Here is a 19944-nt window from a genome sequence, read left to right on the forward strand (position 1 = left end):
GAGTAAATGCGTCAGTACGGTGAATTCGGGTAATAGAACTGGCTGGCATTGGCCTTCGTGATCAGCACCGACGGAATGATCGTCTGCGCCGGCAGCGTTTCGCCCTTCAGCCTGGCGTTGGCCGTCATCTTGATCGCGTCGTAGATGAATTTTGGCGAGTACGACACATTGGCCTGGATCAGCCGGTCGCCGTCGATCACCTTCTTGACGGCGAACTTGGCGCCGGCGCCGCCGAACACTTCCCTGATGTCGGTGCGTTTGGCCTGCTCGATCGCCTTCAGTGCGCCGATCGCCATGTCGTCGTCGGCCGCCCACACGGCGTCGATCTGCCTGAATCGGGTCAGGTAGTCCTGCGTGACCTTGAAGGCATCGTCGCGGTTCCAGTTGCCGTACTTCGCATCGAGCACCTTGATGCCGGGGTGCTTCCTGATCTCGGCATTGAAGGCGTTCACGCGTTCGTTGTCGATCGTGCTCGGCATGCCGCGCAGCACCACGATATTGCCCTTGCCGTTGAGCTTCTTCGCCAGGTATTCGGCCGGCAGGCGGCCGAACGCCGTGTTGTCGCCGGCGACATACGCGTTCTGCGCGGCGGGGCTGGTGAGGCCGCGGTCCACCACGGTCACGTACACGCCCTTGTTCTTCACCTGCGCCACGGGCTGCGTGAGGGACGCCGATTCGAGCGGCAGGATGACGAGCGCGTTCATCTTGTTCACGACAAGAAGATCCTGCACCTGGTTGGCCTGTTCCGGCGTGCTGCCGGCCGTCTTGACGATGATCTTCAGTCCCGGGTTGGCCGCTTCCAGTTCCTTCTTGGCCTGGTTGGCCCACCAGACGATGCCGCCGGTGAAGCCGTGCGTGGCGGTGGGGATCGCCACGCCGAGCGTGACGGGTTGCGCGGCGGCGGGTTGTGCCGCGATGGCCTGGCCGGCACCGGCCAGCAGGCAGGCGGCGGCGAGTTTGGTCAATGAGTGCATGAATGAATTCCTTGAAAATGCTAGCGGCGCCCGCGCTGCAGGTAGGCCACGGTAATGATGACGACGCCCTGCACGGCGGCGTTCAGGTACACGCTGATGATGCTGGTGAGGTTCAGGATGTTGCCGATCACGGACAGCAGGATGGCGCCGATCACGGTGCCCACGATGCGCCCCGAGCCGCCCTTCAGCGACGTGCCGCCCACCACCACGGCGGCGATGGCTTCCAGCTCCCACAGGATGCCGGTGGTCGGCGTGGCCGAGCCCAAGCGCGGCACGTACAGGATGGTAGCAATCGCCACGCACACGCCGAGCAGCAGGTAGGTGAGCGTCTTGACGCGGTCGACGCGGATCGACGCATAGCGCGCCACCTGTTCGTTCGAGCCGATGGCCTGCACGTGCTGGCCGAACGGCGTGCGGTTCAGGATCACCACGCCGGCCGCGGCCACCAGCGCGAAGATCCAGACGGGCACCGGCACGCCCAGCACGCTCTGGTAGTACACCGGGCCGTATGTTTCCGACAGGTTGAAATCGAGCGTGAGCGCGCCGCCATCGGAGAGCCACGTGAGCACCGCGCGGAAGATGCCGAGCGTGCCGAGCGTGACGATGAACGGTTCGATCCGTCCGTGCGTGACGAGAAAGCCGTGCGTGACGCCGGCCACCGCGCCGAACACCAGCGCCAGCGCGATGCCGAGCACCACGATGGCAAGCGGGGAGGGCGGCGCGGCGCCGAGCGCCAGCGCGTTCATCGCCACGATCATCACGCCGGCGATCAGCGCCGCCATCGAGCCGACCGACAGGTCGATGCCGCCGGAGGCGATCACGAACGTCATGCCCACGGCGATGATGCCGATGAAGGCCGTGCGCGTCAGCACGTTCATCAGGTTGTCGAACGTGGCGAAGCCCGGGTTCAGCAGCGCGCCGGCGATGCACAGCAGGATCAGCGCGACGATGGGGCCGGCGCCCTTGAAACGGGCGAGAGCGGGGCCCGCGGCGCGCAGGCGCGCGGCGGGCAGGTCGGCTCCGCCTTCAGTGGTGGGTGTTGGTTGCATGGGAGATCAGGTTCTCTTCGGTGAGTTGGTCCGGGCCCAGCACGGCGTTCAGTCGCCCGCCGTGCAGTACGGCCACGCGGTGGCACAGGCCTATCAGTTCGATCAGTTCGGACGAGATGACGACCACGGCGCGCCCCTCGGCCGCCAGCCGGTGGATCAGCGCATAGATGTCGCGCTTGGCGCCCACGTCCACGCCGCGGGTCGGCTCGTCCAGCACGATCACGTGCGGGCCGGGCCGCAGGTATTTGGCGAGCGCCAGCTTCTGCTGGTTGCCGCCGGACAGCGAGCGGGCGAGGCATTCGGGATCGCGCAGCCGGATGCCGAAATCGGCGATGGCCTGGTCCAGCGCGGCGCGGCCGGCCTTCGGATCGACCCATGGCCGGGCATCCCGTTCGAGGGTCATCATCGTCAGGTTTTCGCGCAGGCCCAGGTCCATGTGCAGGCCCTTGCCCTTGCGGTCTTCGCTCAGGTAAGTGAGGCCGTGCTGCATCGCGTCGCGCGGGCTGCGGATGCGCACGTCCTCCCCGCCGATGGCGATCGTGCCGGCGCTGCGCGGACGCAGCCCGACGATGCTCTCGAACGCCTCGGTGCGGCCGGCGCCTACCAGGCCGGCAAAGCCGAGTATCTCGCCGGCGCGCACGTCGAAGCACAGGTTCTCCACCCAGCCCGGCACGGTCAGGCCGGATACGCCCAGCAGCGCCGGCGCGTTCGCGGCGGGCGGCTGCTTCGGCAGGAACATGTCCGACACGTCGCGCCCCACCATCAGATTGGCCATCTGCTGGCGGTCGATGTCCGCCGTCCTGGCGCGCGCGACGAATTTCCCGTCGCGCATGACCACCACTTCGTCGGTATGCGCCTCCATCTCGTCGAGCTTGTGCGAGATGTAGATGATGGTCACGCCGTCCGCCTTCAGCCGCGCCATCAGGCGGAACAGCTTGTCGGTTTCGCCCGGCGACAGCGTGGCGGTGGGTTCGTCCATGATCAGCAGCCGCGCGTTGCGCGACAGCGCCCTGGCGATTTCCACCAGCTGCTTTTCGGCCACGATCAGGTCGGCGACGCGCGTTTCCGGCGCCACGTTCAGCCCCACCTGTTCCAGGACCAGCGCGGCATCGCGCGCCATCGCGCGGCGGTCCAGCAGCCAGCCGCGCCGCTTCTCGTGGCCGAGGAAGATGTTTTGCGCGATCGTCAGGTGTTCGGCCAGGTTGAATTCCTGGTGGATGAGCGCGATGCCGAGCGCTTCCGCATCGCGCGCGCCGGCAAAACGGCGTTCGGCGCCGTCGACCACCAGCTGGCCGCCGGTGGGGCGCTCGTAGCCGGCCAGGATCTTCATCAGCGTCGACTTGCCGGCGCCGTTCTCGCCCAGCAGGCCGACCACGCGGCCCGCCTCCAGCGCGAAGTCGACCCCGTGCAGCACGCGCACCGGGCCGAATTCCTTGACGATGTGGTTGAAGCGTACGGACAGGCTCATGGCTATTGGGCGGGCAGCTTCGCGATCACGGCCTGCAGGCCCTTCAGCGAGGCGGCCACGGTTTCCAGCTGGCCCATGCCGTTCGGGTATTCTTCCTGCTCGATGATGATCCAGTCGGTGCCGCCTTCCTGCCGCACGGCGCGCGTGAGGCCGGCCCAGTCGGTCCGGTCCTGGCCGATGATCGGCGTGCCGGACGAACCTTCCGCGAACTTGGCCTTGAAGTGCGTGGTCACGGTGCGGCCCGGGTATTTCTTCACGTAGGCCACCGGGTCCTTGCCGGCATAGGTGGTCCAGCCCACATCCTGCTGCATGATCGACGCCTTCGGCGTGTTCTGCGCGATCACGTCCCACGGCGTGCTGCCCACCGCCCCGGCGAATTCCTCGGAGTGGTTGTGGTAGCCGATGCGCATGCCCTTGCCGGCCAGCCTGCCCGACAGGGCGGTAAGCTCCCTGCTCATCTCCGCGCTGCCCGCCGTGGTCTTGCCGCGCGCATCCATCGAGATGACCAGGTTCGTGCAGCCCAGCGTCTTGTAGAACGCCGTGGTGGCTTCGAAGCGCGCATCGGCCAGCGCGTCGAAGTGCATGTGCGCGCCGGCGCACTGCAGCCTGTTTTTGTCCAGGAAGGCTTTCAGGCCGGCTGGGTTGTCCTTGTACGGCCCGAACTCGCCGGCGAATTCCACGCCCTGGAAACCGAGCTTGCCGATTTTCGCCAGCGTGCCTTCGAAGTCCTGCTTGATCTCGTCCTTCACGGACCACAGCTGCACGCCGAGGCGGGGCTGCGCGGCCTGCACGGTCATGGCCGCGCCGATCGTTGCGAGGAGGGCGGTCAGATGCGATAGGTTCATGTTGTCTCCGGTTTTATGGTTGGGTCAGATCCTGCCGGCCTTCAGCTCGTCCACCGCGTGGGCGCAAGCGCGGGCGGTCAGCGCCATGAACGTCAGCGACGGGTTTTGCCATGCGCAGGAGGCCATCGAGGCGCCGTCCGTCACGTACAGGTTCGGCACGTCGTGCGCCTGGTTGAAGCCGTTCAGCACCGACGTCTTCGGGTCGCGCCCCATCCGCGCGGTGCCCATCTCGTGGATCGACAGGCCGGGCGGCCAGTCTTCCAGCGACTTGACGTGCTTCCGGATATCCTTCAGCCCCAGGTCTTCGAGGATGTTGGCGGCGGTGTCGGCGATATCCTGCTGCATCTTGCGGTCGTTGTCGGAATAGTTGCAGTCGATGTGCAGTTGCGGCATGCCCCACTTGTCCTTCTTCGTCGGGTGCAGGCTGACCATGTTCTCGTAGCGGGGCAGCATTTCGCCTGAGCCGCCCAGGCCGAAGCGCCAGTCGCCGGGTTTCCTGATCATGGCCTTGAAGTCCTTGCCGAAGCCCGGCTTGCCGGCCGCTGACGTCCAGCCATCGCGCCCGGCACCGCCCGACAGCGAATAGCCGCGCAGGAACGCCGGGTGCTGTTCCAGCACGTTGCGGAAGCGTGGAATATACGGGCCGGTGGGGCGGCGGCCCTGGTAGTAATCGTTGTCGAAGCCTTCCACGCGGCCATGGGCGCCCGCACCGTACAGGTGGTCCATCAGGTAGTGTCCCAGCACGCCGGACGAATTGGCCAGCCCGGTGGGGAAGGCTTCGGAAGTGGAATTGAGCAGGATCGCCGTGGAGGCCAGCGTCGATGCGCACAGCACCACCACCTTCGCATGGAATTCGCGCATCTCCAGCGTGTTGGCGTCGATCACGCGCACGCCGGTGGCGCGGTTCGTCTTCGGGTCGTAGATCACGCTGTGCACGATGCTGTCGGTGGCGATGCGCAGCCGCCCCGTGGCGACCGCCGCCGGCAACGTCGAGCTCTGGGTGGAAAAATAGGCGCCGAACGAGCAGCCGCGGTGGCACTGGCTGCGTGCCTGGCACTGGCCGCGGCCCTGCGCCAGCTGGGTTTCGCCGGGCGTGCGCAGGTTGGCGGTGCGGCCCATGATCATGCGGGCCGGCGCATACCGCGCATCGAACTTCTTCTTCAGCGCCAGTTCCACCGTGTTGAAGTCGAAGGCGGGCAGGAACTCGCTGTCCGGCAGCACGGCCATGTTTTCCTTGCTGCCGCTGATGCCCACGTGGCGCTCCACGTGGCTGTACCAGGGCGCCAGGTCGGCATAGCGGATCGGCCAGTCCACGCCGTGGCCGTCCTTCAGGTTCGCCTCGAAATCGAGGTCGCTCCAGCGGTACGACTGGCGCGCCCACATCAGCGACTTGCCACCCAGCTGGTTGCCGCGGATCCAGCTGAACGGCTTGCCTTCGGGCGTGGAATACGGCATGTCGCGGTCGTTGTTGAAGAACTGCTGCGTGTGCTCGTCGAACGCGTAGCACAGCCTTTGGTTGAAGAACTGTTCCTCGGCCACTTTCGCGTCGACCTTGCCGCGATTCGGCATCGTCCACGGGTCGCGGTTCTCGCCGATGTAGTCGACGCCGTGTTCGACCGGCCGGCCGCGCTCGACCATCAGCGTGGACAGGCCCCGTTCGGTGAATTCCTTGGCGGCCCAGCCGCCGGTGATGCCGGAACCGACGACGATCGCGTCGAAACGTTCCGGGCTGCTCTTGATGTAGAACGACGAGACAGGTTCCATGTTCAGATGGCCCAGGTGCGGGTGGATCGGGTGAGTTTCACATTGCCGGTGAAGCCGCCGGGGACTGGCAGGTAAGCCAGCTCGCGCGTGGCGCCCGCCTCGGAGGTGTAATAGGCGAACGCCACGAAGCCCTTGAGCTGGCGGAAGAAGCGCCGGTCGTCGTCGTTGAACGGCGCGGCGCCGTCGTCGAGCGCGTGCAGCAGGGCCACCTGGCGCGCATGAGGGAGGGCGGTGAAGCGCCTGCCGCCCTGCGCCGCGGCGACCGATTCGATGCGCGCCAGGCCGGACCTGAACGCGGCCTGTTCGGGCGCGAGCACGCAGGCCTTCAGCAGGTGATCGACCGTGCGGTGCGCGCCCACCGCCAGCGCGCCCGGCGTGTCCGTCTGCGGGATGATCAGCTCGGCCAGCACGCCGGTCAGCGCGAGTTCCTCGCGCGTCAGCAGCTCGGGAGCGCTCCCATTCTTCGGCGCGCCCACCGCCGCCAGGATGTCGCCGCTCAATGCCAGCCCGCACAGCGCGCCGATGCGCAGCAGGGTGGAACGGCGCGCGCCGTCGGGCTCTCGCGGCCCTTGGTCTGCATGATTCAGCATGTCTCCTCCAGGAATGACTACAGGTTGCAGCAATGCGGCCGGCAGCGCGGCAGACAGTGCTGCCAGCGGCGGATGCCGCTTCAGGCCGGGGCGGGACGCCGCCGGCGCACGCCGGGACCGCGACCCGCCAGCGACAGCTGGTACTGCTTGGGCGTGATGCCCACCACCGTGCGGAACTGCTTGGTGAAGTAGCTCTGCCCGCCGAAACCGGTTTCCGCCGCCACGCGCGCGATGTTGCTCACCTGCGGCAGCAGGCGGCAGGCCTCGTGCACCTTCAGGTGCAGGATGTATTGTTTCGGCGTGAGGGAAAAGTGCTGCTTGAACTTGCGTTCGAACGTGGACAGCGACATGCACGACAACTTCGCCAGGTGTTCGATGCCGATCTGTTCCATCAGGTGCGCCTGCACGTACTCGATGCAGGCGCGGAATTCATGGAACGGCGCGATGACATCCTGCGAACGCTGGGCGTCGCGCGAAAAGCCCTCGATGCCCACGATCTCGCCGTGGCGGTTGCGGATCGGCGCCTTGGTGGTGAACAGCCAGGTCAGCTCGCCGCTTTCGCTGCCGAGCACTTCGAGCTTGTTCTTCACGGTCACGCCGCGGTCCATCACGGAAAGGTCGTCGGCGCGGATGCGGTCGGCGATATCGCGCCGGAAGAAGTCATGGTCGGTCTTGCCGAGGATATCGTTCACGTCCGCCCGATGCACATCCCCCATCGCGTGCTGTTCCTGCAGCAGGCGGTTGCCCCACACGAACTGGCCGGCCTTGTTCTTGGCGAAGTAGTACATGTCCGGCAGCGTGTCGAACAGCGCGCTGGGCGTCGAAATGCCGTGTTCGGTGAAAAAATTGGCACATTCCGCCCGCGTGGCGGCGGGGCGCTCCGTATCGCGGCCAGCGAGGCGGTCGCGGTAACCGACCTCGTTGCGTGCCCCCTGGGATACGATTACTCCCCTGCCAATGACCATGGTGCTCATCGTGGCTGTCTCCGTTTTGTGATGCGCTTTGTTATGGCCAGATAGTAGCATTCGGTTAATTCCGGAAGTGTCGCGAAATCGGCCAAATTTATAACGAATTCGGCACGCGGCATCCTGGCGGCGGGACGTTGCGAACTTGCCGCGCAGTTGCCATGCAGTTGCCGATTCTGTACTAGCCGGTGGTGCCGGGAGCATGTTAGATTGCGCTACCAGATTGCGCTACCATTCCAACTGACAAAGAGACGACGATGCCCTTTCCCCTCCGAACCGCCCGCCTGGGCCTGCTGACCGCCGCCATCGCCTTCGCCGGCCCCGTGCTTGCCGCCGACGGCGCATGGCAATCGCTCTTCAACGGCAAGGACCTGGCCGGCTGGACCACCTGGGTCAGCATGCAGCCCACCTCCGACAACATGAAAGCGCCCACGTCCATCCGCGGCGCGAACAGCGATCCGAAACAGGTGTTCTCGGTGGTGGACGGCATGCTGCGCGTGTCGGGCGAGGAGTGGGGCGCGGTGAACACGGTGGCCGACTACCAGAACTTCCACCTGAAGTTCGATTTCAAGTGGGGCACGAAGAAATGGTTCCCGCGGCTGGACGCGCCGCGCGACAGCGGGCTGCTGTACTTTGCCGTGGGCCCCGAGGGCGCGCAGAGCGGCCACTGGATGCGCAGCCACGAATTCCAGCTGCAGGAAGGCGACTGCGCCGATTACCACAGCCTCGACGGCGTGACCGTCGACGCGCACGTGGGCGACGCCAACCAGGGCGGCTGGAAGTTCTATCGCTACGAACCATCGCTGCCACTGCGCACCGGCATCGCCGCGCGTATCCTCAAGAAGGGCAATTACGAAAAGCCGTCCGGCGAATGGAACACGATGGAAGTGATCGCCGACGGCAAGACGCTGGTGCACATCGTCAACGGGCACGAGGTGCTGCGCGCCACGAACTCGCTGCAGAAGGTGGACGGCAGGATGGTGCCGCTGGCGCGCGGGAAGTTCTCGATCCAGTCGGAGGGGGCCGAGGCGTTTTACCGGAATATCCGGGTGAAGCAGCTGGATGGGCCGGCGGCCACCGCGAAGTTTTGAAAAGAAAAACCGGGGACGTACCCTGTTTTTGACTTCGGCACTGAAAACCGGTGTCCGATACCGAGAAGCCGGTGTCCGACACCAAATGTTCGACGGCCAACCGCTGTCGGTTGGTGCAGCGCAAAATTGGGGACGTACCCCTGTTTTAAGGAAATTTCCTCAAAACAGGGGTACGTCCCCGGTTTTGCAGTGAAGCATTACCCGCGCGCTTTCTCCCAATACCCCTTCGCGTTGTACACCTTCTTCAGGTGATCGATGAAGTGCCGGATCTTCGCCGGCAGGTAGCGCTGCTGCGGGTACACGGCCTGGATCGGATAGCTCGGCACCGCGTATTCGTCCAGCACCGTGACCAGTTCGCCCCGTTTCAGTTCGGCCTGGATCTCCCACGTCGAGCGCCAGCCGATGCCCAGGCCCTGCTTGACCCAGTCGAACAGCAGTTCGCCGTCGTTGCATGACAGGTCGCCGTCCACGCGCACGGCGACCGGCTTGCCTTCGGCCTGGAAGGTCCAGCCGCGCTGCTGCCCGCCCTGCAAATTGAATGCCAGGCAGTTGTGGCGCACCAGGTCGTCCGGGGTGCGGGGAATGCCGTGGCGTTCGAAGTAGCCGGGCGTGCCGCACACCACGCGGCGGTTCGGGAACAGCGGCACGGCCACGTAGTTCGGATCGGTCACTTCGCCGATGCGGATCGACATGTCGTAGCCCTCGCGTACCAGGTCGACCACGCTGTCGGTGAGGTTGAACGACATCTTCAGCTCCGGGTGGTGCGAGCGGAACTCCGGCGCATGCGGCGCCACGTGCGAACGGCCGAACGCGGCGGGCGCGGAAACCACCAGGTGGCCCCGCACCGTGGCGCGCCCGGCGCTGATGCTGTTCTCGGCGATGTCGAAATCGCGCAACAGTTGCCGGCAAGGTTCGATGAACTGCTCGCCCAGCGCGGTCAGGGTAAGGCCCCGGGTGGAGCGGTGCATCAGGCGCACGCCGAGGCGGCGTTCGAGGGCATCGAGGCGGCGGCCCATGACGACGGGCGTGACGCCCTCGGCTACTGCGGCAGCGGCGAAGCTGCCTTTTTCGGTCACCAGTAAAAAACTGCGAATTTCTGTATAACGGTCCAATTCCATACTCCAAGTATCGACTGATCGAATACTAGCAGCAATTCAACACAATGCGCCATCTCCGTATGCTGGGACCATTCACATGAACCCAGGAGACGAGCATGGCCCGTATGAGAGCAATCGACGCTGCCGCAGCAGTGATGCGTAAAGAAGGTGTGTCCACCGTATTCGGCGTGCCGGGTGCGGCGATCAACCCGCTGTATTCGGCGATGAAGAAGGAGGGCGGCTTCCGCCACGTGCTGGCGCGCCACGTGGAAGGCGCCTCGCACATGGCCGAGGGCTTCACCCGCGCCAAGGCCGGCAACATCGGCGTGTGCATCGGCACCTCCGGCCCGGCGGGCACCGACATGATCACCGGCCTGTACTCCGCGTCAGCCGATTCGATACCTATCCTCTGCATCACCGGCCAGGCACCGCGTGCCCGCCTGTACAAGGAAGACTTCCAGGCCGTCGATATCGAATCGATCGCCAAGCCGGTCACCAAGTGGGCCGTCACGGTGCGCGAACCGGCGCTGGTGCCGCGCGTGTTCCAGCAGGCCTTCCACATCATGCGTTCCGGCCGCCCCGGCCCGGTGCTGATCGACCTGCCGTTCGACGTGCAGATGGCCGAGATCGAATTCGACCTGGACACCTACGAAAGCCTGCCGGCCTACAAGCCATCGGCCACCCGTGCCCAGGCTGAAAAGGCGCTGGAGATGCTGAACGCGGCCGAGCGCCCGGTCATCGTCTGCGGCGGCGGCGTGATCAACGCCGATGCCGCGGCCAAGCTGCTTGAATTCGCCGAGATCCTGAACGTGCCGGTCATCCCGACCCTGATGGGCTGGGGCGTGGTGCCGGACGACCACCCGCTGATGGCGGGCATGGCCGGCCTGCAGACGTCGCACCGCTACGGCAACGCCACGATCCTGGCATCGGACTTCGTGATCGGCATCGGCAACCGCTGGGCCAACCGCCACACCGGCTCGGTCGAGGTGTACACCGAAGGCCGCAAGTTCGTGCACATCGATATCGAGCCGACCCAGATCGGACGCGTGTTCGGCCCGGACTACGGCATCGTCTCCGACGCCGGCGCCGCACTGGACCAGCTGATCAACGTGGCCTGCGGCCTGGATGCGCTGGGCGCGCTGAAGGACCGCTCGGCATGGGTGGAAGAGTGCCAGGAACGCAAGCGCACGCTGCTGCGCAAGACGCACTTCGACAACGAGCCGATCAAGCCGCAGCGCGTGTACGAAGAGATGAACAAGGCGTTCGGCAAGGAAACCTGCTACGTCAGCACGATCGGCCTGTCGCAGATCGCCGCCGCGCAGTTCCTGCACGTGTACAAGCCGCGCAACTGGATCAACTGCGGCCAGGCCGGCCCGCTGGGCTGGACCATCTCGGCCGCCCTCGGCGTGTGCGCCGCGGACCCTGAACGCCAGGTCGTGGCCATCTCGGGCGACTACGACTTCCAGTTCATGATCGAGGAACTGGCCGTGGGCGCGCAATTCGGCCTGCCGTACCTGCATGTGGTGGTCAACAACGCCTACCTCGGCCTGATCCGCCAGGCGCAGCGTAACTTCGACATCGACTACTGCGTGCAGCTGGCGTTCGAGAACATCAACGCGCCGGAACTGGGTGTGTATGGCGTCGACCACGTGGCCGTCGTCGAAGGCCTGGGTTGCAAGGCGATCCGTGTCCGTGAAATCGCCGACATCCAGCCGGCCTTCGAAAAGGCCCGTGCCTGGATGAAGGAATTCCGCGTGCCGGTCGTCGTCGAGATCATGCTGGAACGCGTGACGAACATCGCGATGGGCACCGAGATCAACGCCATCAACGAATTCGAGGCACTGGCCACGGAAGAGGGCGACGCACCGACCGCCATCGGCAAGCGCCAACTGCAACAGTAACAGCACACAGCAACAGCAATAAGGAGATCGACCATGCCAAGATTCGCCGCCAACCTGACCATGCTCTTCAACGAGCTGCCGTTCCTGGAACGCTTCAAGGCCGCCGCCGACGCGGGCTTCAAGGGAGTGGAGTACCTGTTCCCGTATCCGTTCGCCAAGGAGGAACTGGCCGCGCAGCTGGAACAGCACGGCCTGACGCAGGTGCTGCACAACCTGCCGGCCGGTAACTGGGAAAAGGGCGAGCGGGGCATCGCCTGCCATCCGGACCGCGTGGAAGAGTTCCGCGAAGGCGTCGACCGGGCGATCGAGTACGCCACCGCGCTGCGCTGCCGCACCGTCAACTGCCTGGTCGGCATCGCGCCGGCCGGCGTCAGCGAAGACGTGCTGCGCCAGACGGTGGTCGACAACCTCGGTTACGCCGCGGCGAAGCTGAAGGCGGCGGGCATCCGCCTGCTGGTCGAGCCGATCAACACGTACGACATTCCCGGCTTCTACCTGAACCGCACGGAACAGGCGCTGCGCATCCTGGATGAAGTGGGTTCCGACAACCTGTTCGTGCAGTACGACGTCTATCACGCGCAGCGCACCGAAGGGGAGCTGGGCGCCACGCTGGCCCGTCACCTGAACCGCATCGGCCACATCCAGGTGGCGGACAACCCGGGGCGCAACGAACCGGGCACCGGCGAGATCAACTACGCCTGGCTGTTCCGCCACATCGACAAGCTGGGCTACGACGGCTGGATCGGCTGCGAATACAAGCCCGCCGGCGACACCCGCGACGGCCTGCGCTGGCTGGAAGAAGTCAAATAAGCGAACTGCAAGCCGACAACTGAAGAGAACACAGAGGAGAACATCATGGCAAATATCGGATTCATCGGCCTGGGCATCATGGGTGCCCCAATGGCGAAACACCTGGCGGACAACGGCCACAAACTGTTCACGTACTCGCAGACCCCGACCCCGTCGACTCTGATCGAAGCCGGCGCCAGCGTGTGCGCCTGCGGTACCGACGTGGCCAAGGCCGCGGACATCATCATCGTGATGGTGCCGGACACGCCGCACGTGGAAGACGTGCTGTTCGGCGAGCACGGCCTGTCGAAAGGCCTGACCGCCGGCAAGATCGTCGTCGACATGAGCTCGATCTCGCCCGTCGCCACGAAGGACTTCGCCAAGCGCATCAACGCGCTGGGCTGCGAATACCTGGATGCGCCGGTGTCCGGCGGCGAAGTGGGCGCCAAGGCCGCCTCGCTGACCATCATGGTCGGCGGCAGCGAGGAAGCGTTCGAGAAGGTCAAGCCGCTGTTCCAGCTGATGGGCAAGAACATCACGCTGGTGGGCGGCAACGGCGACGGCCAGATCACCAAGGTGGCCAACCAGATCATCGTGGCGCTGACGATCGAAGCGGTCGGCGAGGCGCTGCTGCTGGCCTCCAAGGCCGGCGCCGATCCGGCCCGCGTGCGCGAAGCGCTGATGGGCGGCTTCGCCGCATCGCGCATCCTCGAAGTGCACGGCGAGCGCATGATCAAGCGCACGTTCGATCCGGGCTTCCGCATCGACCTGCACCGCAAGGACCTGAACCTGGCCCTGGCGACCGCGCGCCAGCTGAACATGTCGCTGCCGAACACCGCTACCGCGCAGGAACTGTTCAACGCCTGCGCCGCGCGCGACGGCGGCGGCTGGGATCACTCGGCCATGGTGCGCGCCCTCGAAGTGATGGCGAACTTCGAGATCGGCCAGCAGGCAGGGAACACGAAATGATCGCCGCGCCGCGTGAACTGCTTGGGGCAATGTTTACCGCCGCCGTGAACGCGGCGCAGCCATCGCTGACCATCGCAAAATACCTGCCGGCGGCACCGAAGGGCCGCACGATCGTCATCGGCGCCGGCAAGGCGTCGGCGGCGATGGCCCAGGCGCTGGAACAGCACTGGCCCGGGAAGATCGAAGGCGTGGTCGTCACGCGCTACGGCTATGCCGTGCCGTGCGAACGCATCGAGATCCTCGAGGCTGCCCACCCGGTGCCGGACGCGGCCGGCCGCGTCGCGGCGGAGCGCATCCTGGCGGCGGTGCAGGGGCTCACGGGCGACGACCTGGTGATCTGCCTGATCTCCGGCGGCGGTTCATCGCTGCTGCCGCTGCCGGGCGAGGGCGTCACGCTGGAAGACAAGCAGGCGATCAATCGCGCGCTGCTCTCTTCCGGCGCGACGATCACCGAGATGAATTGCGTGCGCCGCCACCTGTCCGCCATCAAGGGCGGGCGGCTGGCAGCGGCCTGCTATCCGGCGCGCGTGGTCAACCTGCTGATTTCCGACGTGCCGGGCGACCACCCGGCCGACATCGCCTCCGGTCCGACCGTGGGCGATGCCACCACCTGCGCCGATGCGCTGGCCATCGCCCGCCGCTACGGCATCGAACTGCCGGCCGGCGCGCGCCGCCTGCTGGAAAGCGGCGACGGCGAAACCATCAAGCCGGGCGACCGCCGCCTGGAAAACGTGACCACGCACATCATCGCCTCGCCGCAGATGGCGCTGGAAGCGGCCGCCGCCGTTGCCAACGAAGCCGGCGTGATGCCGGTGATCCTGGGCGACAGCATCGAGGGCGAAGCCCGCGAAGTGGCGCGCGTGATGGCCGGCATCGCGCTGCAGGTGCAGCGCCATAGCCAGCCGGTGGCGCCGCCGTGCGTACTGCTGTCCGGCGGCGAAACCACGGTGACAGTGCGCGGCAACGGCCGCGGCGGGCGCAACGTGGAATTCCTGCTGGCCCTCGCCGTGGCGCTCGACGGCGCGCCGAACCTGTACGCGGTGGCGGCCGATACCGACGGCGTCGACGGCGCCGAGGAAGTGGCCGGCGCCTTCATCGGGCCGGACACGCTGGCGCGCGCCTGGGCCAACGGCATCCGCCCACGCGACAGCCTGGACAACAACGACGGGCACGGGTTCTTCGGCGCGCTGGGCGATGCGCTCATTACCGGTCCCACCCTTACCAACGTCAACGACTTCCGGGCGATTTTACTGCTTTGATTTCCGCGGCATGGATCGATGCACATCGATCCATGCCGCGATTTGCCTTGTCTTGACCCCTGCATTTTTGGAGAACGCATGCTGCGCAAGCGCCGCTCACGGATCCTGGCCACCCTTGGCCCATCCAGTTCCACGTACCAATCGATTCACGCGCTGGCCAAGGCCGGCGCCGATGTCTTCCGTCTCAACTTCAGCCACGGCAGCCATGCCGATCACGCCGAGCGCTATCGCACGATCCGCGACGTGGAAAAGGAAATCGGCCGCCCGATCGGCATCCTGATGGACCTGCAAGGTCCGAAACTGCGTATCGGCCGCCTCAACGGCGGCAAGGTGCAGCTCACTGAAGGCAATAAATTCCGGCTCGACCTGAACCCGGCCGAGGGCGATGCGGTACGCGCCTGCCTGCCGCATCCGGAAATCTTCGCCGCGCTCGAACCGGGCACCGACCTGCTGCTCGACGATGGCAAGCTGCGCCTGCGCGTGGATGCCTGCAGCCTCGAACACGCCGAGACCACGGTACTGACCGGCGGCGTGCTGTCGGACCGCAAGGGCGTCAACGTGCCCGGCGTGGTACTGCCTATTTCTCCGCTGACGGAGAAGGACCGCGCCGACCTGGCGTTCGGCCTGGAACTGGGCGTCGACTGGGTGGCCCTGTCGTTCGTGCAGCGCCCTGAAGACATCACCGAGGCCCGCGCGCTGATCGGCGACCGCGCCTGGATCATGGCCAAGCTAGAAAAACCCGCCGCGATCGACGCGCTGGAAGGCATCGTCGCGCTGGCCGACGGCATCATGGTGGCGCGCGGCGACCTCGGCGTCGAATTGCCGGCGCACCAGGTGCCGGTGCTGCAGCGGCGAATCGTGCATGCGTCCCGTGCCGCCGGCAAGCCGGTCGTCGTCGCCACGCAGATGCTCGAATCGATGATCGCATCGCCGGTGCCGACCCGCGCCGAAGTCTCCGACGTGGCCACCGCGATCTACCAGGGCGCCGATGCGGTGATGCTGTCGGCGGAATCGGCTTCCGGCCAGTTCCCGATCGAATCGGTGACGGTGATGGACAACGTGATCACCGAGGTGGAGCAGGACCCGCTGTGGCGCGAAGGTCTCGATGCCAGCCATTCGCCGGCCACCGCGACGACGGCCGATGCGATCTGCTGTGCGCTGCGCCGTGTCGACCGGCTGCTCAAACCCGCCGCCACGGTCACGTACACGCTCAGTGGTGCGAGCTGCCTGCGCGCCAGCCGCGAGCGGCCCAATTCGCCGATTCTTGCGCTGACGCCGCAGCCGGCGATCGCCCGCCGGCTGGCGCTGGCCTGGGGCGTTCACCCACGGTCGTTCGACGAAGCGACCACGCTGAACGGCATGATCGCCGATGCCTCGCACGCCGCCTTGCAGAGCGGTCTGGCCAGGCTGGGGGATGATGTGGTGGTGATCGCCGGGTATCCGTCGGGATCGGCGGGCAAGACCAATCTGCTGCACGTGGTGCGGGTGGAGTAGGGTAGTTTTAGCTGGGAAATGGGGAAAAGGACAGGCGTGGGGCCTGTCCTTTTTTTTTGCGTCGGCAATGATGACAAGCGTCGTTGGAGCTTCTTGTCAGGATCGCATATGTCGTTGCGCCGGCTGACCGCAAAATGGTGAAGTCCGGCGGTTCGTGCAGTCGGGCATCTACCCGGACTCATTCCCACGGTAAGCGATTTGGTTGCTCATTCGCAATCAATCATTCATGTTGCCGCAAAGACCTATCGGCCAGGATTCGTATCCTCGAACCTCCACCAGATAGGGAGCAATCCATGGGAAATTCAGTATCTGTGCGCTTGCAGCCGAGGATTCAGGACAAGGAGCTTAGCGGGCCATCCTGGGCCGGCAAGTTTAAAGGAAGCGACAGTACAAGGGATTTATCGGGCAATTTCCGCCTGGCTGTCGACAAATTTATCCTGGCAATGAAGGAGGCCGGCATGCGGGTGGCAATCAATGCAACGTATCGCCCTGTAAAACGGTCTTACCTGATGCATTGGGCATGGCGTATCGGGAAAGGCAAAGCCCGGCCGGAGGATGCGCCAGCGCTCGGCGGTGTCGATATCGAATGGGTGCATGAAACGGTTGCCCAGTCAGTCAATGCTGCGAAGGAGCTCATGGCCGCGTTTGGCATTGCCACTTTGGGGACCAGCCCGGCATTGCGATCGCAGCATAATCTGGGCTTGGCAATCGACATGTCGATATCATGGAACGGCGCCGTGTCGATCAGGGACGCCGCAGGTGACATGGTAAAGATCGACACGATGCCCCACTCAGGCATGAATCGCCAGCTCATCAAGGTCGGCGAGAGTTATGGGGTCAAGAAATATGGTGGCAGCGGACATGATGCGCCGCATTGGTCCAATAACGGTCGTTAGGAGCCTGAACCATGCGCTTTTACATTCATGTCCTGTCGGTGGCCCTGTGTGCAATTCCCCTGCAGGGCCTGTGCAGTCCGAAGCAACTGCCGCGCGATATCAGGGTTTTCGCCGCGAACGCGCAGGCGTGCGAACACCTCGGCGGGGAGTACGACGGCGAGTTGCCTGTCGAGCGGAAGCGTGAGATCGAGCGGAATGTTCGCAAGTATTGCGGGGCCGCCAGCCGGCAATTGCCGATTCTCCGCACGAAGTACAAACGCGATCCTGCGATGCTCGAAATTATCAGGCAGCACGCCAATGAGGCGGTAACGGATTACCTCTAGTTCGTGGGTGCGGGGGGACTGTTCGAGGAAGCCTTGCGCGCGGCCTCGCTTTGGCCTCAACGAAGTGGGGTGATTGCCGGGTATCCCTACGGCTCGGGCGCAAGACCAACGTAGCGCATCCGGTGTGGCAGTTTCAGCCGCGTTCCATCCAGTCCACCATCCCCGGGCAACGTCCATCCGCTTTCAGCCCGTCGATCACGCCCTGGCGGTCCGCCGGCGCCCGGTTCTGGCTGGCCTTCCATTTTCCCTCGATGGAAAGGACAGGTATCTCGATGCCCGCGATGCCGGCGATGAGTGCCGTGATGAAGTCGTCCGGAGCGTCGGCAACCTGCCACGGATGTTCGCGTCCACTTTCGTGGTTGTCCGTCATTTGCCGGACCTGCGCACGAATCCAGTCGGGGTCGTCGATGACCCGCGGTTCGCCACGCACCTGGACCACCGTGAAATTCCAGGTGGGGACCACCTTTCCATGTTCGGCTTTCGACGGATACCACGACGGCGAAACATAGCTTTCCGGGCCCTGGAAAACCACCAGCGTTTCGGCACCTTCGCGCAACGCGTCGAGCTGCCTGTTTCCCCGGCCGAGGTGAGCGCGCAATATTCCGCGCTCGCCCCCATCGTGCAGCGAAAACGGAACCAGGTTGGCCACCAGGCCGTCGCTGCCGGCGGTGATGAGGGTCGCCAGTGGGTAGGCGCGCATGAGGCCGTGCAGCGCTTCCAGGCGCTCTTCCCTGAACGTGGTCGGGCAGTGCATCGTCGTTCCTTCTGAAAGTTCATGATGACCACATTTTTGCGCACAACTGGCCTATCATGCAGGGCCGGATAGGCAAAATATCACTGGGCCAGTATTGCGCCGGAGGCGAGAGGAGAACAAGTGGCACGCCGTCGGTTGATAGTTGAAATTCCTGCCCTGGGGGCAATCGACGGCACGCGGGGCGGCATTGGGCGCCAGCTGGCCGATGCGCTGCGCAATGCCATCGCCAACGGAGAATTGAAAGCCGGCGAGCGCCTGCCGTCCACGAGGGCCCTGGCCGTGTCCCTGGGATTTTCAAGGGGAACGGTGGCTGAAGCGTACGAGCAATTGATTGCCGAGGGATGCCTGGCGGCGCGGGCCGGCGCCAGCACGCGGGTTGCATCCGGCCCGCATGAACCGCACGTCGCCGGGTTGAAGCTTTCCGGCAAGGCTCCCGGGCGGGTACCGGCGCTTCCTGCATCGGTTTCCCGCTACGCCGCGATGGCGGAAGGACTGGCGCCGTTGCCGATGGTGCCGTTCTCCGTCGCGGTGCCCGAAGGCGATGTGGCGATGGACGATCATTGGCGCCGGCTCGGCAATCGGGTGCGCGCGTCGCAGGCTGCCGTGCCTTCCGGCTATGCGGACCCTCAGGGCCTGCTTGCCCTGAGGGTAGCCATTGCCGACTACCTGCGGCGGGCACGTGCCGTGAGGGCCAGTCCGGAGAATATCGTGATCACCGAGGGAACCCAGCAGGGCCTTTACCTGGCCGCGAAGGTCTTGCTGGCACCGGGCAGTGTGGCGCTGGCCGAAGATCCTGCGTATCCCGGACTGATATCGGTGCTGGAGGATGGCGGCATCCTGGTGCACCGGATACCGGTCGATAGCCAGGGGCTGGACGTGGCGGCCGCGACGGACGACTTTCCCGATGCGGGCGTGGCCTTCGTCACGCCGTCGCACCAATACCCGATGGGAATGCCACTGAGCATGCCCAGGCGGTTGGCACTCGTCGAGTGGGCCCGCCGGCATGGCGGCTGGATCGTCGAGGACGATTACGACAGCGAACTGCGCTATGCGGGCCAGCCGTTTCCAGCGCTGCAAGGATTGGCCGGCGACCGGGTGGTCTACCTGGGAACGTTCAGCAAGGTGATGGCGCCCTCCCTGCGGCTTGGCTACATCGTGGCGCCCGAATGCCTGGCCAAGGCGTTCGCGGGCGCACGCGCGCTGATCGGGCGTGGCTCGCCGTCCGCGGAACAGCACGTCATCGCCGCCTACATGCGCGAAGGCTATTTCGAGGCGCATATCCGGCGGATTCGCGGTATCTACGCGGAGCGCCGCCAGGTATTGATAGACGCCCTGCGAACGGAACTGCCCCGATTGCGCATCGAGCCCGCCGATCAGGGCATGCATGTCGTGGTCCGGCTTCCCGACGGAGTCGACGATGTAGCGGTGGCATCGGCAGCCAGGAACGCTGGCATTGCATTGCGGGCCCTGTCGCCCATGTGCTCCGGCGACCTGCGGCTGTCCGGCCTGATGCTGGGTTTCGGCGGCTTCACTGCCGGGCAATTGAAGGAGGCCGTGCAACGGCTGCGCCGGGTGTTGTCGGCCCTTGCGCCGGGTTGACGCGGGACGCCTCGCCGACCGGCTGTATCCGGAAACTCTGCAGCGCCCGGGCGAGGGTGCGCAGTCAGCCGTTACAATGCCACCGGTTTGATCCGAAACCCCATCGGGCTATTCAAC

18 protein-coding genes are annotated in these 19944 nt (G+C 65.5%); 9 read left to right on the forward strand and 9 right to left on the reverse strand.

Features of this window, described 5'->3' with window-relative positions:
- Window positions 1–11: 11 nt before the first annotated feature.
- From GJV26_RS26420 to GJV26_RS26450, 7 genes are all read right to left on the reverse strand, one after another.
- Window positions 12–974 carry a substrate-binding domain-containing protein gene (locus tag GJV26_RS26420; RefSeq protein ID WP_155711589.1) on the reverse strand — a complete coding sequence of 321 codons (963 nt, stop codon included), beginning with the start codon at window positions 972–974 and terminating at the stop codon, window positions 12–14.
- 20 nt (window positions 975–994) lie between these two features.
- Window positions 995–2023 carry an ABC transporter permease gene (locus GJV26_RS26425; protein WP_155711590.1) on the reverse strand — a complete coding sequence of 343 codons (1029 nt, stop codon included), beginning with the start codon at window positions 2021–2023 and terminating at the stop codon, window positions 995–997.
- On the reverse strand, window positions 2001–3491 hold the full coding sequence (locus GJV26_RS26430) for a sugar ABC transporter ATP-binding protein (RefSeq protein ID WP_155711591.1): 1491 nt from the start codon (window positions 3489–3491) through the stop codon (window positions 2001–2003). Before GJV26_RS26430 ends, GJV26_RS26425 begins: the two co-directional genes overlap by 23 nt.
- 2 nt (window positions 3492–3493) lie before the next feature.
- Entirely contained in the window at window positions 3494–4336 is an 843-nt protein-coding gene (locus GJV26_RS26435) for a sugar phosphate isomerase/epimerase family protein (RefSeq protein WP_155711592.1), read from the reverse strand.
- 24 nt (window positions 4337–4360) lie between these two features.
- Window positions 4361–6100, reverse strand: a complete 1740-nt coding sequence (locus GJV26_RS26440; protein ID WP_155711593.1) for a GMC oxidoreductase — start codon at window positions 6098–6100, stop codon at window positions 4361–4363.
- A 2-nt stretch (window positions 6101–6102) separates the two neighbouring features.
- The gene (locus GJV26_RS26445; protein WP_155711594.1) at window positions 6103–6690 is read right to left on the reverse strand and encodes a gluconate 2-dehydrogenase subunit 3 family protein; all 588 of its coding nucleotides are present in this window, start codon (window positions 6688–6690) and stop codon (window positions 6103–6105) included.
- 80 nt (window positions 6691–6770) lie between these two features.
- Window positions 6771–7664 (reverse strand): AraC family transcriptional regulator, encoded by an 894-nt coding sequence (locus GJV26_RS26450; protein ID WP_173346280.1) that lies wholly within the window; start codon window positions 7662–7664, stop codon window positions 6771–6773.
- A gap of 248 nt (window positions 7665–7912) precedes the next feature.
- Here GJV26_RS26450 and GJV26_RS26455 point away from each other — a divergent pair, with 248 nt between their 5' ends.
- Window positions 7913–8746: a 3-keto-disaccharide hydrolase gene (locus tag GJV26_RS26455; protein ID WP_155711596.1), complete on the forward strand. Its 834-nt coding sequence runs from the start codon at window positions 7913–7915 to the stop codon at window positions 8744–8746.
- A gap of 197 nt (window positions 8747–8943) precedes the next feature.
- On the opposite strand, the gene GJV26_RS26460 is transcribed toward GJV26_RS26455, so the two are convergent.
- A complete protein-coding gene (locus tag GJV26_RS26460; RefSeq protein ID WP_155711597.1) occupies window positions 8944–9858 on the reverse strand; it encodes a LysR family transcriptional regulator in 915 nt (304 codons plus the stop codon).
- Between the two features lie 101 nt (window positions 9859–9959).
- Here GJV26_RS26460 and gcl point away from each other — a divergent pair, with 101 nt between their 5' ends.
- The 7 genes from gcl (at window position 9960) to GJV26_RS26495 (ending at window position 17474) form a co-directional block, all read left to right on the forward strand.
- Entirely contained in the window at window positions 9960–11744 is a 1785-nt protein-coding gene (gene gcl, locus GJV26_RS26465; RefSeq protein ID WP_155711598.1) for a glyoxylate carboligase, read from the forward strand.
- A gap of 33 nt (window positions 11745–11777) precedes the next feature.
- Window positions 11778–12554, forward strand: a complete 777-nt coding sequence (gene hyi, locus GJV26_RS26470) for a hydroxypyruvate isomerase (protein ID WP_155711599.1) — start codon at window positions 11778–11780, stop codon at window positions 12552–12554.
- 45 nt (window positions 12555–12599) lie between these two features.
- Window positions 12600–13502, forward strand: coding sequence for a 2-hydroxy-3-oxopropionate reductase (locus GJV26_RS26475; protein ID WP_155711600.1), 903 nt, complete (start codon window positions 12600–12602; stop codon window positions 13500–13502).
- Window positions 13499–14761: a glycerate kinase type-2 family protein gene (locus GJV26_RS26480; RefSeq protein WP_155711601.1), complete on the forward strand. Its 1263-nt coding sequence runs from the start codon at window positions 13499–13501 to the stop codon at window positions 14759–14761. The genes GJV26_RS26475 and GJV26_RS26480 overlap by 4 nt, the downstream gene beginning before the upstream one ends.
- 78 nt (window positions 14762–14839) lie before the next feature.
- A complete protein-coding gene (gene pyk, locus GJV26_RS26485) occupies window positions 14840–16255 on the forward strand; it encodes a pyruvate kinase (RefSeq protein ID WP_155711602.1) in 1416 nt (471 codons plus the stop codon).
- A gap of 293 nt (window positions 16256–16548) precedes the next feature.
- Window positions 16549–17151, forward strand: coding sequence for a peptidoglycan-binding domain-containing protein (locus GJV26_RS26490; RefSeq protein ID WP_155711603.1), 603 nt, complete (start codon window positions 16549–16551; stop codon window positions 17149–17151).
- 11 nt (window positions 17152–17162) lie between these two features.
- The gene (locus tag GJV26_RS26495; RefSeq protein WP_155711604.1) at window positions 17163–17474 is read left to right on the forward strand and encodes a hypothetical protein; all 312 of its coding nucleotides are present in this window, start codon (window positions 17163–17165) and stop codon (window positions 17472–17474) included.
- Between the two features lie 133 nt (window positions 17475–17607).
- On the opposite strand, the gene GJV26_RS26500 is transcribed toward GJV26_RS26495, so the two are convergent.
- The gene (locus GJV26_RS26500; RefSeq protein ID WP_155711605.1) at window positions 17608–18228 is read right to left on the reverse strand and encodes an FMN-binding negative transcriptional regulator; all 621 of its coding nucleotides are present in this window, start codon (window positions 18226–18228) and stop codon (window positions 17608–17610) included.
- 120 nt (window positions 18229–18348) lie between these two features.
- On the opposite strand from GJV26_RS26500, the gene pdxR reads away from it, so the two are divergent.
- A complete protein-coding gene (gene pdxR, locus GJV26_RS26505) occupies window positions 18349–19827 on the forward strand; it encodes a MocR-like pyridoxine biosynthesis transcription factor PdxR (RefSeq protein WP_189441892.1) in 1479 nt (492 codons plus the stop codon).
- Window positions 19828–19944: the final 117 nt, after the last annotated feature.

Origin of the sequence: Pseudoduganella dura, assembly GCF_009727155.1 — a bacterium.
Classification (GTDB): domain Bacteria; phylum Pseudomonadota; class Gammaproteobacteria; order Burkholderiales; family Burkholderiaceae_D; genus Rugamonas; species Rugamonas dura.

Coding starts and splice junctions, on each gene's coding strand:
- GJV26_RS26450 (WP_173346280.1), bottom strand. CDS start 7,664: ATGAGCACCATGGTCATTGGCAGGGGAGTAATCGTATCCCAGGGGGCA.
- GJV26_RS26490 (WP_155711603.1), top strand. CDS start 16,549: ATGGGAAATTCAGTATCTGTGCGCTTGCAGCCGAGGATTCAGGACAAG.
- GJV26_RS26475 (WP_155711600.1), top strand. CDS start 12,600: ATGGCAAATATCGGATTCATCGGCCTGGGCATCATGGGTGCCCCAATG.
- GJV26_RS26455 (WP_155711596.1), top strand. CDS start 7,913: ATGCCCTTTCCCCTCCGAACCGCCCGCCTGGGCCTGCTGACCGCCGCC.
- GJV26_RS26420 (WP_155711589.1), bottom strand. CDS start 974: ATGCACTCATTGACCAAACTCGCCGCCGCCTGCCTGCTGGCCGGTGCC.
- GJV26_RS26425 (WP_155711590.1), bottom strand. CDS start 2,023: ATGCAACCAACACCCACCACTGAAGGCGGAGCCGACCTGCCCGCCGCG.
- hyi (WP_155711599.1), top strand. CDS start 11,778: ATGCCAAGATTCGCCGCCAACCTGACCATGCTCTTCAACGAGCTGCCG.
- GJV26_RS26495 (WP_155711604.1), top strand. CDS start 17,163: ATGCGCTTTTACATTCATGTCCTGTCGGTGGCCCTGTGTGCAATTCCC.
- GJV26_RS26500 (WP_155711605.1), bottom strand. CDS start 18,228: ATGCACTGCCCGACCACGTTCAGGGAAGAGCGCCTGGAAGCGCTGCAC.
- GJV26_RS26445 (WP_155711594.1), bottom strand. CDS start 6,690: ATGCTGAATCATGCAGACCAAGGGCCGCGAGAGCCCGACGGCGCGCGC.
- GJV26_RS26440 (WP_155711593.1), bottom strand. CDS start 6,100: ATGGAACCTGTCTCGTCGTTCTACATCAAGAGCAGCCCGGAACGTTTC.
- gcl (WP_155711598.1), top strand. CDS start 9,960: ATGGCCCGTATGAGAGCAATCGACGCTGCCGCAGCAGTGATGCGTAAA.
- GJV26_RS26435 (WP_155711592.1), bottom strand. CDS start 4,336: ATGAACCTATCGCATCTGACCGCCCTCCTCGCAACGATCGGCGCGGCC.
- GJV26_RS26480 (WP_155711601.1), top strand. CDS start 13,499: ATGATCGCCGCGCCGCGTGAACTGCTTGGGGCAATGTTTACCGCCGCC.
- pyk (WP_155711602.1), top strand. CDS start 14,840: ATGCTGCGCAAGCGCCGCTCACGGATCCTGGCCACCCTTGGCCCATCC.
- GJV26_RS26430 (WP_155711591.1), bottom strand. CDS start 3,491: ATGAGCCTGTCCGTACGCTTCAACCACATCGTCAAGGAATTCGGCCCG.